The 14,616-nt window shown below is 58.8% G+C and carries 17 protein-coding genes; 4 read left to right on the top strand and 13 right to left on the bottom strand.

All coding sequences use genetic code 11. The features are described from left to right. Positions 1 to 2: 2 nt before the first annotated feature. From BN874_RS06110 to BN874_RS06100, 3 genes are all read right to left on the bottom strand, one after another. Complete coding sequence (locus tag BN874_RS06110) at positions 3 to 968, bottom strand: type II secretion system protein N (RefSeq protein WP_034431529.1); 966 nt, start codon at positions 966 to 968, stop codon at positions 3 to 5. 209 nt (positions 969 to 1,177) lie between these two features. After that, positions 1,178 to 1,552: a glycine zipper domain-containing protein gene (locus BN874_RS22245; RefSeq protein WP_051497487.1), complete on the bottom strand. Its 375-nt coding sequence runs from the start codon at positions 1,550 to 1,552 to the stop codon at positions 1,178 to 1,180. 102 nt (positions 1,553 to 1,654) lie between these two features. Continuing rightward, the gene (locus BN874_RS06100) at positions 1,655 to 2,185 is read right to left on the bottom strand and encodes a thioesterase family protein (RefSeq protein ID WP_051497486.1); all 531 of its coding nucleotides are present in this window, start codon (positions 2,183 to 2,185) and stop codon (positions 1,655 to 1,657) included. A 96-nt stretch (positions 2,186 to 2,281) separates the two neighbouring features. Here BN874_RS06100 and thiD point away from each other — a divergent pair, with 96 nt between their 5' ends. Both thiD and BN874_RS06090 read left to right on the top strand, forming a co-directional pair. After that, positions 2,282 to 3,082 carry a bifunctional hydroxymethylpyrimidine kinase/phosphomethylpyrimidine kinase gene (gene thiD, locus BN874_RS06095; RefSeq protein WP_034431528.1) on the top strand — a complete coding sequence of 267 codons (801 nt, stop codon included), beginning with the start codon at positions 2,282 to 2,284 and terminating at the stop codon, positions 3,080 to 3,082. Positions 3,083 to 3,113: 31 nt separating this feature from the next. Next, positions 3,114 to 4,223, top strand: a complete 1,110-nt coding sequence (locus tag BN874_RS06090) for an alpha/beta hydrolase (RefSeq protein WP_051497485.1) — start codon at positions 3,114 to 3,116, stop codon at positions 4,221 to 4,223. A gap of 7 nt (positions 4,224 to 4,230) precedes the next feature. On the opposite strand, the gene BN874_RS06085 is transcribed toward BN874_RS06090, so the two are convergent. The 7 genes from BN874_RS06085 to BN874_RS25420 all read right to left on the bottom strand — a co-directional run bounded on the left by BN874_RS06085 (position 4,231) and on the right by BN874_RS25420 (position 10,622). Next, a complete protein-coding gene (locus BN874_RS06085) occupies positions 4,231 to 4,746 on the bottom strand; it encodes a hydrogenase maturation protease (protein ID WP_051497484.1) in 516 nt (171 codons plus the stop codon). Further along, positions 4,721 to 6,211 (bottom strand): Ni/Fe hydrogenase subunit alpha, encoded by a 1,491-nt coding sequence (locus BN874_RS06080; protein WP_034431526.1) that lies wholly within the window; start codon positions 6,209 to 6,211, stop codon positions 4,721 to 4,723. The genes BN874_RS06085 and BN874_RS06080 overlap by 26 nt, the downstream gene beginning before the upstream one ends. 12 nt (positions 6,212 to 6,223) lie before the next feature. Then, positions 6,224 to 6,760 (bottom strand): NADH-quinone oxidoreductase subunit B family protein, encoded by a 537-nt coding sequence (locus BN874_RS06075; protein WP_034431525.1) that lies wholly within the window; start codon positions 6,758 to 6,760, stop codon positions 6,224 to 6,226. Next, positions 6,753 to 7,493: a 2Fe-2S iron-sulfur cluster-binding protein gene (locus BN874_RS06070; protein ID WP_051497483.1), complete on the bottom strand. Its 741-nt coding sequence runs from the start codon at positions 7,491 to 7,493 to the stop codon at positions 6,753 to 6,755. Before BN874_RS06070 ends, BN874_RS06075 begins: the two co-directional genes overlap by 8 nt. Continuing rightward, positions 7,490 to 9,373, bottom strand: a complete 1,884-nt coding sequence (locus tag BN874_RS06065; protein WP_081756182.1) for an NAD(P)H-dependent oxidoreductase subunit E — start codon at positions 9,371 to 9,373, stop codon at positions 7,490 to 7,492. Before BN874_RS06065 ends, BN874_RS06070 begins: the two co-directional genes overlap by 4 nt. 238 nt (positions 9,374 to 9,611) lie before the next feature. Beyond that, on the bottom strand, positions 9,612 to 10,334 hold the full coding sequence (locus BN874_RS25425; protein WP_230314349.1) for a transposase: 723 nt from the start codon (positions 10,332 to 10,334) through the stop codon (positions 9,612 to 9,614). A gap of 15 nt (positions 10,335 to 10,349) precedes the next feature. Continuing rightward, complete coding sequence (locus BN874_RS25420) at positions 10,350 to 10,622, bottom strand: hypothetical protein (protein ID WP_230314348.1); 273 nt, start codon at positions 10,620 to 10,622, stop codon at positions 10,350 to 10,352. 274 nt (positions 10,623 to 10,896) lie between these two features. Between BN874_RS25420 and BN874_RS06055 the strand changes: the two genes are divergently transcribed. Further along, positions 10,897 to 12,183, top strand: coding sequence for a L,D-transpeptidase family protein (locus BN874_RS06055; RefSeq protein ID WP_081756181.1), 1,287 nt, complete (start codon positions 10,897 to 10,899; stop codon positions 12,181 to 12,183). A gap of 79 nt (positions 12,184 to 12,262) precedes the next feature. Here the strand turns inward: BN874_RS06055 and BN874_RS06050 are convergent, their stop codons facing one another. From BN874_RS06050 to BN874_RS06040, 3 genes are all read right to left on the bottom strand, one after another. Continuing rightward, complete coding sequence (locus BN874_RS06050; RefSeq protein ID WP_034431524.1) at positions 12,263 to 12,505, bottom strand: alanine-zipper protein; 243 nt, start codon at positions 12,503 to 12,505, stop codon at positions 12,263 to 12,265. Between the two features lie 142 nt (positions 12,506 to 12,647). Then, positions 12,648 to 13,259: a L,D-transpeptidase family protein gene (locus BN874_RS06045; protein WP_081756180.1), complete on the bottom strand. Its 612-nt coding sequence runs from the start codon at positions 13,257 to 13,259 to the stop codon at positions 12,648 to 12,650. 123 nt (positions 13,260 to 13,382) lie between these two features. Beyond that, positions 13,383 to 13,835, bottom strand: coding sequence for an OsmC family protein (locus BN874_RS06040; protein WP_034431523.1), 453 nt, complete (start codon positions 13,833 to 13,835; stop codon positions 13,383 to 13,385). A 244-nt stretch (positions 13,836 to 14,079) separates the two neighbouring features. On the opposite strand from BN874_RS06040, the gene BN874_RS06035 reads away from it, so the two are divergent. Next, positions 14,080 to 14,616, top strand: a 537-nt coding sequence (locus tag BN874_RS06035) for a PTS mannitol transporter subunit IIA (RefSeq protein ID WP_034431522.1), incomplete at its 3' end; no start/stop codon positions are given.

Raw genomic sequence — 14,616 nt, 5'->3', positions numbered from 1 at the left:
GTTCATCTCGGTAATGGAGTGCTCAGGGAAAAGATCAAAGGTATCTCAGCGCCGCTGCGCAGCACGCGCACGCTCACCTGATCGGCGCTCATCACTTCCTGCAACATGGAGAAGCCCTGCATCGGATTGTTGAGGCGGCTGCCATTGATTTCAGTGATCACATCGCCGCTGTTTAATCCCAACTGACGTAACAATTGCTGATCGCGCCCCGGTCGCAAGCGGAAGCCCACAAACTGACCGTTTTGCACGTAGGAACTGGCGAAAGCGATATCTTCCAGCGCCTGGGGTCGAGTCGCCATCTCTCCGCGTAACCGCTGTGCCATCGCGCTCGCATCAATCACTCGCGGCTCGACAGAAGATGTCGGGCCGGATTCCTGATCGGGGACGGGCAGCGACGCGGGCGACGGCGTGCTGTTGGGATCGCCGAGCTTGGGCAGATTAAGCACTTCCTGCCGACCATTGCGGGACACCACTACATGGTCGCGTTGCACCCGTTCCAACCGCGCTCCGCCCGGTAACGGCTCACCGATGCGATAGCCCCGCTCCGGCCCACTGCCATCGGCGATCAACGCCAACGCCCGATCACCACCGCGCTCGATGAAAAATACCCCCACCAAGCGCAGATTGAGCGGCGTCACTGGCAGAGGTGCAGGCGGCGCTTCCACCGGACGACCTGCTTCCAACCGACCAAACAGGTGCCAGGCAACGATAGCCGTATAGTCCGTCGGTGTAGGGTTGATGCCCGCGCTGGCGGAGGATTCCACTACTGGCGCAGTCACTGCTGCGGTCGGTACCGACGATCCGACCAGGAACGCCAGCGTCAGGCCGGCAAGCGCACGGGCCAGCGCAATCACCAGGACAGCGTTGACCGCTACCACCGCGATCCGCAGCCAGGCTTCAGGGCGGGAGATCACCGAGGGTATGCGTTTCTGTGCCGCTGACAGGGCGCGTTGGGTAATTGGAATCAAAATGAAGGGCGTTTGCCGGTATCCATCTACATCCGCTGCTCACTATCACCATGGATAGAGTCAGTGAGCGCACGGGATTTTAGCGGGATTGAGGATAACAAAATTTCGCCCGGATCGGCTTCGAGTTTTCGCTTCCGATCCAGGCGGCACCACCGGCTGTCATGCTGTATCGCTCCCACATAGAACGCGGGAACGATCATCAAATCAAATCAATCCCAATCGTGATAATGCCGGTAATGGCCCCGATGCCGCCCTGGGCGGTGATAATAGGAAGGCGGCGGGCCGTAATCGTAATCGCGGGGAGCCACATAGACCGGACGATTCGTATATTGATATCGGTCCACATAGATCACCTCGCGCTGCGGGCGACGGTAGCGCTGGGTTGCGAGAGCGGTTCCAGTCGCCCCCCCGATGGCGCTTCCCACAATGGCACCGTCGCGCCCGCCCAGTTCGGAGCCTACGGCAGCACCCAATGCGCCGCCCACCGCGCCACCTAGAATGGCATCGCCTCTGCCACCCGCCAGCAGCGTTATCGGTATGCTGATCAGCGTCACAAACCACAAAGTCGGTATCGTTTTGGTCATGGCTGTTCTCTCCACACAGTGAGCCTTATCGCTAACTAATGTAGAGCTACCAGACTGAACGAACGCTGACCGCCACCGCGAGCATCCGTCCCTGCTGAAGGATTAGCAGGACAGCCAGCGCAAGACCGGCGCTTCAAACAGAATGGTTGGAGTTTTGGCGCGTACCCCCATCACCCGGCCCGATTGTGGCGGACGCGACAGTTGGATGTGCGCCGCCATCAACGCACTCAGGCGATCCAGCACCGGCAACGCCATCGGTGCGCTATGCCGCTCGGCCAAGTCCACATGAATCAGCATCAGTTCAGTGGTCGCCGACAAAAACCCCTTGCTGGCATGATACAGGCGATGGAAACAGTGGATGCGCTTGCTATCGAAGCCGAGCAGTTGGGTGGTAATGCGGATGGGATCGCCGGCGATTAATTCGCGTTGATAGTTGACATGCGTTTCCACCACGAAGGCTGAACATTGCTGCTGATCGCGATAGTCCTGCCCCATTCCCAAGGAATCCGTGAAAGCGTCGGTGGCGTGATCGAACGCCAGCACATAATAAGCAACATTCATGTGGCCGTTGTAGTCGATCCACTCGGGCGGCACCGTACTGGTGTACAGGCACAGGGGGGATTCAATCCGCATGGTTATTACGTCACTGTCCGTGAAAAACGCGGTACGCTACTGGCTTTTGTAACATTACGCAATTGTTAAAACCTTGAAGCAGGAGAAAGCCGGTTAATGAACGGGCGGGTACTGATTATAGCGGGTTCGGATTCCAGCGGCGGTGCGGGAATTCAGGCCGATCTGAAGACGGTTACCGCGCTGGGAGGCTACGCAGCGACGGCTATTACTGCCCTGACCGCGCAGAATACCCAGGGCGTATTAAGTATTGTTGGGGTCGATCCGATGTTCATCACCCAACAGATGCGGGTAGTGCTGGATGACATCGGCGCTGACTGCATCAAAACCGGGATGTTGCATAACGCTGCCGTCATCGCCGCTGTGGTCGAGGCGCTGGACACCCTCGCAACGGGTATTCCGGTCGTGGTGGATCCGGTGATGTACGCCAAGAGCGGCGATTCCCTGCTCAACCCGGCGGCATGTGACACCTTGATCCAGCGGTTATTGCCCCGCGCAGCGGTCATTACGCCTAATATCCGCGAGGCAGAAGCACTAAGCGGCTTATCCATTCGCAACCCCGATGATCTGGCGGCGGCAGCACATCAATTACTCACGCTTGGCCCAGCCGCAGTATTGGTCAAGGGTGGGCATTTGCCCGGCGACTCGGTTAGCGATTGGCTGGTGTGGCGCGAGGGCGCGGAAGCGTTTACCGCACCGCGTTTCGCCAGTCGTAATACCCACGGCACCGGTTGTACCCTGGCCTCGGCCATAGCGACCGGATTGGCTCAGGGGCTGCCGTTAAATGCAGCGGTACGCCGAGCATTAACTTATGTGCGGGAAGCCATCCGCACCGCGCCCAATCTCGGTCAGGGTTGCGGCCCGCTGAATCATGGACATACAGTGCAACCCTGGAACTGAGCGATAACCACCCAAGCAGAGGCAAAAATTCATGCAGATTTGGATCTGGGCACCCCTGATGCTGTTTCTATGGACCTTCTTTTTGGCATGGCTATTGATCCGGCACTTTCTAAAGGGGCCAAGTCTGCTGGCCTACGATAATCCGCCGCTGGATCGTCATGCCGGATCGCGGGATCGGGCGAGTCCAGAACATCAGGAAGCGGTTCGGCTGCTGGAACGCAGTTCGGCGGAAATTCGCTCGGTTCCCAGAAAACAGCGGCTGGAAACCGTCAGGGGGGTTATGGCGCGAGGGTTTTGCGAACCGCCCCTGCTGGCGGGCGCTTCAGAATACCGAATTCAGGCTGCGAACGCCGGCGGGGTACCGGGCGAGTGGGTGCTGGCACCGGATTCCGATCCAGATCGCCGCCTGCTGTATCTGCATGGTGGCAGCTTTATCAGCGGTTGTCCGCACGGTCATCGGGTGATCACCACCCAACTGGCGCGAGTCAGCCGAGCTTCGGTGCTAGCGCTGGACTATCGGTTAATGCCGGAACATTCGCGCCGGGACATCATCGCCGATGGTCAGACCGGTTATCGCTGGTTGCTGGATAACGGTCCGGCCGGATTGGCGCCCGTTCGGGAATTGTGGGTGGCTGGCGATTCAGCGGGCGGCAATTTGACCCTGATGCTGATTGCCTGGGCGCGTGATGCGGGGTTGCGCCCGGCTAACGGAGCCATCGCGATTTCGCCGGGTACCGACATGACCTTTTCCAGTCCGACGCTCAAAAGCAATCTCAAAACCGATCTCATACTGGGTCCCAGCCTGAGATGGTTTCTGCAAGCGCCCCGGTCTATTCGGCTGCTCCTGATCGGAATGGTGAACCGGATGGCTCCGCCGAATCCACTGATCTCGCCGGTCTTTGGCGATTTGTCAGGGTTGCCGCCGGTGCTGATTCAGGTCAGCACTGCGGAAATGATGCTGGGCGATGCCTGGCGCTACACCAATAAAGCCCGTGCTGCCGGTTCTCGCGTGGAACTGGAAACCTGGCCGGACATGCTGCACGTCTGGCATCTGTTCGAGCCGATTCTGCCAGAAGCCCAGGAAGCCTTCGAGCGCATAGGTCAGTTTGTAGAACGAATCCGATCTGGCAGTGCTTCTTAAACTACCTTCAGGTTTCAAACTCGCTCCATCCTGCAACATCGCGCCGTGTTAATAGCAGACCGGTAAATTCCAGCGCCGCCGCAAGATTCACTTCCGCCGCTGCGCTGAGCGGTTCGCCCAGTTCAAAGCGCTCGCCGCGAATCGCCAATTGAAACGCGGGCGGCGGTGGGGCGTGATTGACTTGCGCGTAGACCTGCAACACGGCGACCGGCGATAACGCATGGCTGGTATAGCTGGTATCACAAGCGGGTTGAAGACGGGTGAACTGATACGGCGGCGGACAGGACACGCTGGCATCTACAAACAGCACCAGCGCCCGACCTTCCAGATCGACCACGTGTTCGATCTGCAACTGAAAGTCGGTGAGCAGTTCAACATCGTCCCCGCCGAATGGCTCCTGTGCCGCCTCCAGCCGCTCCAGAAACAATGACCCCAGTGCATCATCGCCCCGGCTGGGATTGCCGCAGGTGAGAATTAGCACCCTGGGGCATGGCGGCTTAGAGACGGTTGCGGAAAGTTCCATCGGCGTCCCGCACCAGGCAGTCGACGATGGCCCCGCTCTCCTCATCCACCAACTCCACGTAAAGCGGCATCTGGCCCAGGGCGTGCGTCGCGCAGGACAGGCAGGGATCGTAGGCCCGCACCGCGACTTCGATCTGGTTCAACAGTGGCTCAGTCAGTTCCTTGCCGTCCAGATAACGCTCGGCCACCTGGCGGATGGACTCGTTCATCGCCTGGTTATTATTGGTGGTGGAAACAATCAGATTGGCCTTCTCAATCAACCCATCCTCGTTGATGCGGTAATGGTGGAACAGAGTGCCACGTGGCGCTTCGACCACGCCAATGCCTTCCTGCGCCATCTCGCCGCGCACCACCAGCTCGCCGCCCAGGATATCCGGGTCATGCAGCAATTCCTTGATCGCCTCGGCGCTGTACAGCAGTTCGATCATCCGCGCCCAGTGATAGGCCAGAGTCGCATGAATCAGTTGCCCCTGACCCATTGCCATGAACTGACGCCGCTCTTCCTCGGCCAGCGGGGTGGGAATGAAATCACAATTGTTGATTCGGGCCAGGGGGCCGACCCGGTACCAGCCCTTGTCCGGTCCCAGCGAGTGGATGAACGGGAACTTCATATAGCTCCACGATTTCACCTGCTCGTGAATAACCTGGAAAGAGCGCTGATAATCGAGATGGTCGAATATCATCCCGCCGCGCCGGTTCTTGGCCCGCAACCCGCCGTGATAGAGATCCAGCGCCCCGTCGGCGCGCACCAGACTGAGGTAGTTGCTGCGAATGGTGGCGAAATAGGTGAAATAGGCGGGGTTTCGCTCGAAGGCTTGCCGCATCAGTTTGATGACCTCCTGAGTCCATTCGATCATCTGATCCAGATCAGTCAGCAGATAATCACGTTCTGCCGTCGTCAGCGCCTTGTTAACCCCGCCCGGCACCGTTGCGACCCCGTGAACCCGCTTGCCGGAAATGACCCGAATCACTTCCTGCCCATATTTGCGCAGCAACACCCCTTGGCGGGCGATATCGGGATAATCGGCCATCACCCCGGCGATATTGCGATGCGCCACCGGATCATCGAAATCAAACAGGAAATCCGGCGAGGCCAGATGAAAGAAATGCACAGCGTGGGATTGCAGGGTCTGGCCCAGATGCAATAACCGGCGAATCTTTTCGGCGGTCGGCGTCAATTCCCGCGCTCCGACCAGTTGATCAATCGCCTTGGCCGCCGCCAGATGGTGACTGACCGGGCAAATCCCGCACAGCCGTTGCACCACAATTGGCAATTCCCAATAAGGCCGGCCCTGGATAAATTTCTCGAAGCCGCGAAACTCGACAATATGCAACCGCGCCTGGCGGATATGGTGGTTTTCGTCCAGCAGCAGAGTCACTTTGCCGTGGCCCTCGACCCGGCTGATCGGGTCAATAGCGATGCGCTGCAATGTTTCCGATTCGGCAACCGTTTCCAATGTATTCATGGCTCGCCTCATTCAATCATAGTGAAGCTGGGTATAGGACAGGGCAATCGGCTGACCGGACAGCAATTGGGTCAGAAAGGTCCAGATCGCATCCGCTGACGGTGGGCAACCGGGCAGGAAGTAGTCAATTTTCACCACTTCATGGATCGGATGAACCTGACTGAGTAGCAATGGAATTTCCGGATCATTGGGAATTTGCGCGTCCACCAGCCCGGCCCCGCTGATATAGGATTCCTCCAGACATTCCTTGAGGGTGAAGCGGTTGCGCATCGCCGGAACGCCGCCGGTGATCGCACAAGCGCCCATTGAAATTAGAATCTTGCAATGGGCGCGAAATTCCCGCAGCACATGGACATTTTCGGCGTTGGCGACGCCGCCCTCGATGATGCCGACATCGCAGTAACCAATCTGCTTGACATCGGTAATCGGACTACGGTCGAACTCCACCAAATCAACCAGGGTGAACAGTCGCTCATCGAGATCCAAAATTGACATGTGGCAGCCGAAGCACCCGGCCAGCGAACAGGTGGCAACTTTCAGTTTACTCATGGCGACGTCCTCCTTCGCTTTCCGGCACTTGCGCTACATCGCCTACCACATTGACGGGCTGCCGGTCGTACAGCCGCCGGCCAATTGGCGTTTCATAACCCCGGTTCTTGATCAGAATCGCCCCGGTCGGACAGACCTGAGCGGCCTTGTCGGTGATGCTGAAAGTAGTCGCGCCCAGCTTGCCGGACGGAGTATTGATCACCAGATGGGCTTTGAGGCCCCGATTCTGTACCGCGAACACGTTTTTGCCGTCAATATCGCGACTGGCCCGGACGCACAGCTCGCAGAGAATGCAGCGGTTGAAGTCAATGACCGCATCCGGGTGTGAAGCATCCAAGGTACGCTGCGGGTAAAAGTAAGTGAAGCGCGGCGCCAGCATCCCGACGTAATAGGCCACCGCCTGCAACTGACAGGCGCCGCTTTTCTCGCAGGCCGGGCAGATGTGGTTGCCCTCGACAAACATCATTTCCAGGATGCCCCGGCGGATTTCCTGTAGCTCCTCAATCTCGCTCTGCACCACCTGACCGGCGACCGCCGGCGTGGTGCAGGCGGCTTGGGGGCGGCCATTAACCTTGACCAGACACACCCGGCAACTGCCGTGTGGGGCGAAGTCCGGGTTGAAGCACAAATGCGGAATGTAGACGCCGGCGACCCGCGCCGCCTCCATAATGGTCTGGCCGTCCTGAAACGGAACCGGCTGATCATCCAGGGTGAAACTCGGCTCCCCGCTCATGGTAGTGCTCCCAGCAAGTTCCGCTCATCATCGGACATCGGCGCGTCCTGATCCGCCAGTAGTTTGGCCAAGCGCACCAGATCGCTCTGTTCATCGGGCAAATGCGCACCCGGATCATCCCGCCCACTCAAGCGCCGGGCTTCACTCAACGCCGCATCCAGATCGAAGGCCGGTTCATAGCTCGTCGAACGCAATCGCCGTTCCCAGGCTTCCGGGAATTGATCCAGACTGTCCAGTACTGAATTAGGTGCAGTCTGGCCGAGGCCGCAATGGCTGGCCGCCTTCATGATCCGGCCCAGCCGGCGCATCTCGTCGAGATCGGCGCGGGCACCATGGCCGGTATGCACCTTGTCCACCAGATCGCGCATCAGTGAAGTACCCACTCGGCAGGGAGTGCAGAACCCGCAGCTTTCATGGACGAAGAAATGAGCGAAGTTGCGCATCCCGTCGAGAATGTCGCGGTGCTTGGCGAACACCATAAATGAACCGCCAGTCGCCAGATCATCGAAGCAGATGCGCCGGTCGTACTGTTTGGGGGAAATGGTATGCCCGGCCGGGCCCGCCATCTGGATGCCCTGCGCATCCCGCGCGCCGCAATCCTCCAGCACCCGCCGCACGGTGACACCGAAGGGATACTCGTAGATGCCAGGTCGCTCGCAGTCGCCGCTCACACTCAGCAGCTTGGTGCCCTTGGATTCAGCAGTGCCGCGACTGGCGAACCAGGCGCCGCCTTCAGTGGCGATCTTGGCAGTGACGGCGAAGGTTTCGACGTTGTTAACCACGGTGGGTTTGTTGAGATAGCCATGCGTGGTCGGAAACGGCGGGCGAATGCGCGGCACCCCGTGCTTGCCCTCCAGCGATTCGATCAGCGCCGATTCCTCGCCGCAGACATAGGCGCCGGCGCCGAGGTGGATGTCAATGTCGAAATCGAAGCCTGACTCGCCCAGAATGCTCTGGCCCAACAACCCGATCTCGCGCCGCCGTTGCAAAGTGGCCTTGAGCGAATCCAGCAGGTAGCGATACTCACCGCGCAGATAGACGAACCCCTGGCGGGCGCCGATTACCCGGCCACACAGGGTCATGCCCTCGAACACCAGATCGGCGTATTCCTGCATTAACACCCGGTCCTTGAAGGTACCCGGCTCGCCCTCGTCGGCGTTGCAGACCACATATTTCACCTCGCCGGGCGCGTCGTGGCAGGAAATCCATTTCAGGGCCAGCTTGTAACCGGCACCACCTTGGCCGCGCAAGCCGGATTTGATCAGCTCCTCCAAAATCGCCTGCGAACCACGCTTCAATACCGCCCGTAAGGCTGCGCCGTCGGCAAAATGCCGGCCCAGCAGAATATCAGCGCGGCGAATATTGCTGGTTACTTCAAAAAAATCCTGCGGCCATTCCGAAAGTGGCGTTTGGCTGTTGATCAGTTCCGCGATCCGATCCAGGCGCGGCTTATCAAGGCGGGGCAATGCATAGCCGTTGACCAGCGCAGCGGGACCCTGATCGCACAGGCCGGTACAGGAGGTAACCCCGATGCTGACCCGGTTATCAGCGCGAGTCTGACCAATTCCAACCCCCAGCAGGTCACAGAGATAGCGCAGCAACCGGCGATTGCCCAGCATCCGGTCGGTGATATTGTCACTGAACAGGATGTCGTAAGAACCGCGTGGTGCGGTATAGAGAAAAGAATAGAATTCGGCGACCCGCTGCACCTTGTCCGGCGAAAGACCAATTTCATCGGCCACTCGCTCTATGGCTTCAGGGGATAGCCAAGTCAGGCTATCCTGCACCTCGCGCAGGATTTGCAGCAGCCGGGTTGGCACACTGTTGTGGCGCTGGACGATGTCGTGGATCGTCTGGGCCAGCGTACTGGATTCCGCCATGGACCACCTCTGTTATTCATCCGCCAACCCGCTGGATTCAGGGCGCGGAAAGCGTGATGCTTCAATCTGGAAGGCCGTTCAATCAAGGTCATATCCAAACGTAGTTTATGCCAATTTTTTGGTATTCGTTTTGTTTTTACGGGGATTGAGCGCAATTTCCGGGCCTTGTTCGGAACATGGCGGGTCTTGCATGAATCCAATCGTAAGCAACTCCTCCTTACCACCTATCAGTTCCTCATCACGGGGCAGACGCGATAGAAAGGCGGCAAAGGTTGTTGCATCTGAAGCCGCCGCTGGAGCGCGCGCAGACCGCGCTTGAACCACGAGACGGCACTGCGGGCGAGTTGGGTAAAGGTCCAAGGGTTCGGATCGGTCTGCGCTTGAGTTTTTTTTCCAATGACGTCGGAGGCTCGCGAGCCTCCTCTGGCCCGACGCGCACGCACCCGTGCATCGCCAAGGCCATGATCACCCGCAGCCGATCCAGCCGATCCGGGGCACGCCATTGCGTGGCTTCGAGTTGAAAACCGCGACTCTTAAAGTCCGAGAACATCGGCTCGATACCCCAGCGGCTGCCGTAATCGCGAACCGTCGCCCGATTCGGCGGGTCATTCAGGGCGATGATCCAGGGTTCGGGGTGCCCCGGCTCTTGCAGAATCCCCAGGTTCGTCGGTACGCCGGGGTTGAACAACCGGACATCCCGCAGAGACCGCTCGGCATGGCCCGCAGCGAGTTCACCGGCGGAGGTCCGATCGCCAACGCCCGGATCGACGATCAGATTCCCTTTCAACCGCAACCGGTAATGCCCATTCGGCTGCGCGGGCAGCCACTCGAATCCGTCCACCGACGGATAGAAGCGATCGGCCAACCGCAGCATCGCGATGGCGGCCGGTAGCCCGTCCCGAACCCGCTCGAACAGGATCTGCTGGGCGTCAAATCCCCGATGGGCCGGGCCGGCTTCCACCGCCCACGCCAGCGGTCAGGCCCGATCGCCCACCCCGAGGCTGACCATCAAGATCGCAAAGCGGTCTCCCCAATCGGTTGGGTCCCTACTGAGAACCACCGGTTGCCCGTGCTGGCCCGCCAGGGCCTGGCGCGCCCAAGGTTCCAGCCATTCCGCACTCGACCGCCACGGATTCTTCAACAACCGCCGCAGCCACGGCTCGCGCAGGTCCTGGCGTTCGGTCGGGAGTGGCAACCGATGGGCCAGCTCCATCGTATTCGGGGTCTGCGCCTCGAGCCTCGCCCTCACCGCCAAGGCCACCTTCGTCACCACGGTTTTGCGCAGCTGCGGGTGAGCTTCGCGCAACCCCCGTTCGATTTCCGTCGCCAATTGCCGAACCGTTCCCATCAGCCCCTCGCGATCTCAGTTAAACTCGCCAGATAGCCTAATTCAAAACTGATAGGTGGTGAGGCAACTCTTCTACCTATGGCTCCAGGGCCGTTCGGCTCTGGTATTATCGCGGGACTGTGGGAAAAACCTGAGCATTTTTCCCCGACAACTGAATTGGAGATGAGACAACCCCATGCCGAACCCCTCATTGAAATGCTGCCATTGGCTACTGCTGGGGTGGCTGACTACCAGCGCCGCGCACGCCACGGTTTATCCACTGCCGCCCCCGGACAGCGACGTGATCGGACAGATTAAGGTGATGTACGCCACCAAGGACGACACGCTGGTTGATATTGCCCGCCGTCATGGCTTGGGTTATGACGAAATTGTTCACGCCAATCCGGGCGTGGATCGCTGGGCGCCGGGCGAAGGCAATCCCATCGTGCTGCCGACTCGCCACATCCTTCCCGACACCCCACGCGAAGGACTCGTCCTCAACATTGCAGAAATGCGGCTTTATTACTACCCCAAAGCCAATCCCAGCGAAGAGCGGGTGGTAATCACCTATCCAGTGAGCATTGGCCGGATGGATTGGAATACGCCAATAGGCTTGACCAAGGTCGTCGCCAAGGACATCGATCCGCCGTGGCGGCCCCCGGCTTCGATCAAAGCTGAACACGCTGCTGAAGGCGACATCCTGCCGGATGTGATTCCCGGCGGTCCGGATAATCCGTTAGGGCGCTTCGCCATGCGCTTGGGCGTGCCCGGTTATCTGATCCACGGCACCAATAAACCTTACGGCATCGGGATGCGGGTGACGCATGGCTGCGTGCGCATGTACCCGGAAGACATTGAACGACTGTTCAGCATGGTGCCGGTCGGCACACCGGTGCGCCTGATTGACCAGCCGGTGAAAGTCGGTCGACTGAATGGCGTGTTAATGGTCGAATCGCATGAACCGCTGGAAGAAGACAATTTACCGCTCAAGGTCTCTCTGGAACAGGCCCGGCAGGCGGTGATCGCCAAGACCGGCCCGGATATGCCCGGTGTAGATCAAGCAGCGCTGGAAGTGGCGGTGGAACAGGTTAGTGGTATTCCAGTAGCGATTAACGCCGAGCCGGGGCCAGATCCTACTGAACCGGTGGATAGGGCACGACCCGCAGATTCCTCGCTTGGCGCCCCGGTCGCCAACCGAACGCCGATCCCCGCTCCGCCCCCTGCCTATCACAATCCGTCCCCGCCCGCTTACCGTCCGGCTCCAGCCAACCCGCCTGGATACGCCACGCCCTACGGCAATCCGGCGGCGAGCTACCCACCGCCGCCGCCCTATTCCTACCCGGTAGAGGCTCCCAGAGCAGTACCACCGGCGTATCGGCCAGATCCGATTAACCCGACACCCTACTCCAGGCCCGCCGCTCCACCGGTTCGGCCATCCACCGGTTATGCACCGATGGAACCTCCACCCATCAATCGGTTATAGCCAGACAATAAAAAACCCCGCGATATATGTCGCGGGGTTTTTTTATACTACTGTCAAGCGTTCGACAGATCCAGTTGGATTATTTGAACATCGACTTCTTGAACATGCGATTGATCTTCTCTTCAGTCGCCATGCTTACGGACTTGGCTTCGTTAGCCGTGGACAGCGCAGTGTTAGCAGTATCCATCGCGTTACGAGCCATACCCTTCGCTTCGTTGGCATCCTTCTGCACCGCCGCCAGATCGCTGGTACTGGCGCAGCCCACAGTCAACCCGGCAATCAGGGCCAGCGCGGAAAGTTTGGTTACAGTTTTGAGGGACATCTTCAACTCCTGAATTAATCTAAATCGAACGAAAAAAGGTGCTAGACAGCGATGTTGTCAAAGCACAACCGAGTTGCCACAACACAACAATAGCTTAATATAACCAAATTCGGGCGTGCAGACAATTCCATAATTATCCAACCTAGCGAATTTCGACCCGCATCCCCTTTTTTACCCAAGGTCTGAGTACGTCAATCTGCCGATTATCCAGTGCCACACAACCACTGGTCCAATTGATACCAGCACTGTGTACCTGCGGGTTGCCTGCGCCTACGCCATGGATGCCAATCTGCCCACCCAACGGCGTGTCCTGCGGTGGGGTATGACCGCTGGCCCAGGCGGTCTGGATGCGTTCGTAGGTCACCCGGTCAATCCGATGCTCGCGCAACGCCTGCTCCGCGTAATCAGGATTGGGGTAATCGAGACCGATAAAGGTTTTGAACCGACTATTGTCGTTGACCCAACCCACCCGAAATACGCCGGTCGGAGTTTTGTTATCACCGCGTTTGAATTTGACACCCGCACCGCTGCTACCCAAGGCGATTTTGCGGAACACTTCGACCGGGCGATTACCCTGCATGATGCTCAGCGTGTCCGCCTTGGTGTCCACCAGCAGCCAGGAGCCGTCCGGCACTGCCGTTCGATTCGTTGCCAACGGCGACTGTACCGGTTCCTGGAGGTTATTCGGGGCGCAGCCGCTGCTTAGCCACGCCAGAATACCGAGAAGAACCACCCGCTCGCCAAATGTCCGCATACCGATCTTTTCACCTCTCGCCGCTACTCATCGGGCATGGAGTTATAGGGCAGACAGGGCAGTGATGCAAGATTCAGAACCTTTCCCCGGAATGATCTTACTCCTGCCCGTGCCTGCCTGCCGTCAGAAACGCGGTTCCAGAACCAGTTGGCTCAACAGGGAATTGCCGATAAAGCAGTTCTCCTTGGCCTTACGGTGCAGTTCTCGTACTGCGTTGGCGTCAGGAATCGTGGCACTGCCAAAAGTTACTTTGGGTCGCAGAACCATTCGCGCCACCATCATCTTGCCGTTCTCGTTCTTGCCGAGTTCGGCGACCGGATCATCTTCGTAGCGATCTACGACCAGTCTCTTGAGTGCGGCAATGGACAGAAAGGTCAGCATGTGACAACTGGACAGCGCCGCCAGTAACGCTTCTTCAGGATTGCTCATGTTTGCGTCGCCGGCATATTCCGGCGCTGCCGATCCTTGCACGGCCTGTCCGCCAGCCAGATGCCAAACATGGTCGCGATTAAAGGTTTTTACGTCGAAATCCGGCGTTGCGCGCTGCCAGATCAGGCCAATGGAATAGCTCGACACAATGGACTCCTTTTAGAAGCAGTCTTGAAAAACTACTTTTACTTACAATTGGTTGCTAACGATTGATCGTAACATGACGACTATTCAAATCATAATTTTCCGCCATGCTCACTCGACACGATCCGCATCACCCTTTCATCCATCACAAACACCCATCAGCATCCAAAATTTTCGCTTGACACCAGAAATGTAAACGATTACAAATAAAATCGTTAGAATTTAAAAAAACAGTTGGAGGATAAATATGAAAACGATTACTAAATCCTGCATCCGGCTGGATGTGCGCGCCGACAACAAGGACGAAGCGATCCGCCTCGCCGGGCAGATGCTCGCCGACGCCGGTTACATTGATCCCGGCTACATTGACAGCCTGCGCCAACGCGAGCAGGTGGCGAACACCTTTCTCGGCAGCGGAGTGGCGATTCCGCACGGGATGATCGAGGATCGCCATCTGATCCATCACACCGGCGTCGCCATTCTGCAATTACGCGACGGGATCGAATGGAACGAGGGTCAGAAAGCGCATCTGGTGGTGGCTATCGCCGCCCAGTCTGATGAACACATCGCCGTGCTGCGCCGGCTGACCCGGCTGATGCAACAGCCCGAAGCGTTGGATGTCCTGTTTCATGCCGAAAATCCGCTGGTGCTGATCGCCGCCTTGGGCGATGCGGCGGAACCGGCTCCCGCCCTGGAAGCGCCCGCCGCGCCGGCCTGGCCGGCGGATGCCGAAGTCACCTGGATCATGGATTATCCCAACGGTCTGCACGCTCGCCCTGCGACC

Source organism: Candidatus Contendobacter odensis Run_B_J11, assembly GCF_000531125.1.
GTDB classification, from domain to species: Bacteria; Pseudomonadota; Gammaproteobacteria; order Competibacterales; family Competibacteraceae; genus Contendibacter; species Contendibacter odensensis.
Note: the sequence above shows the minus strand (reverse complement) of the source record. Positions and strands in the feature narration are given on the sequence as shown.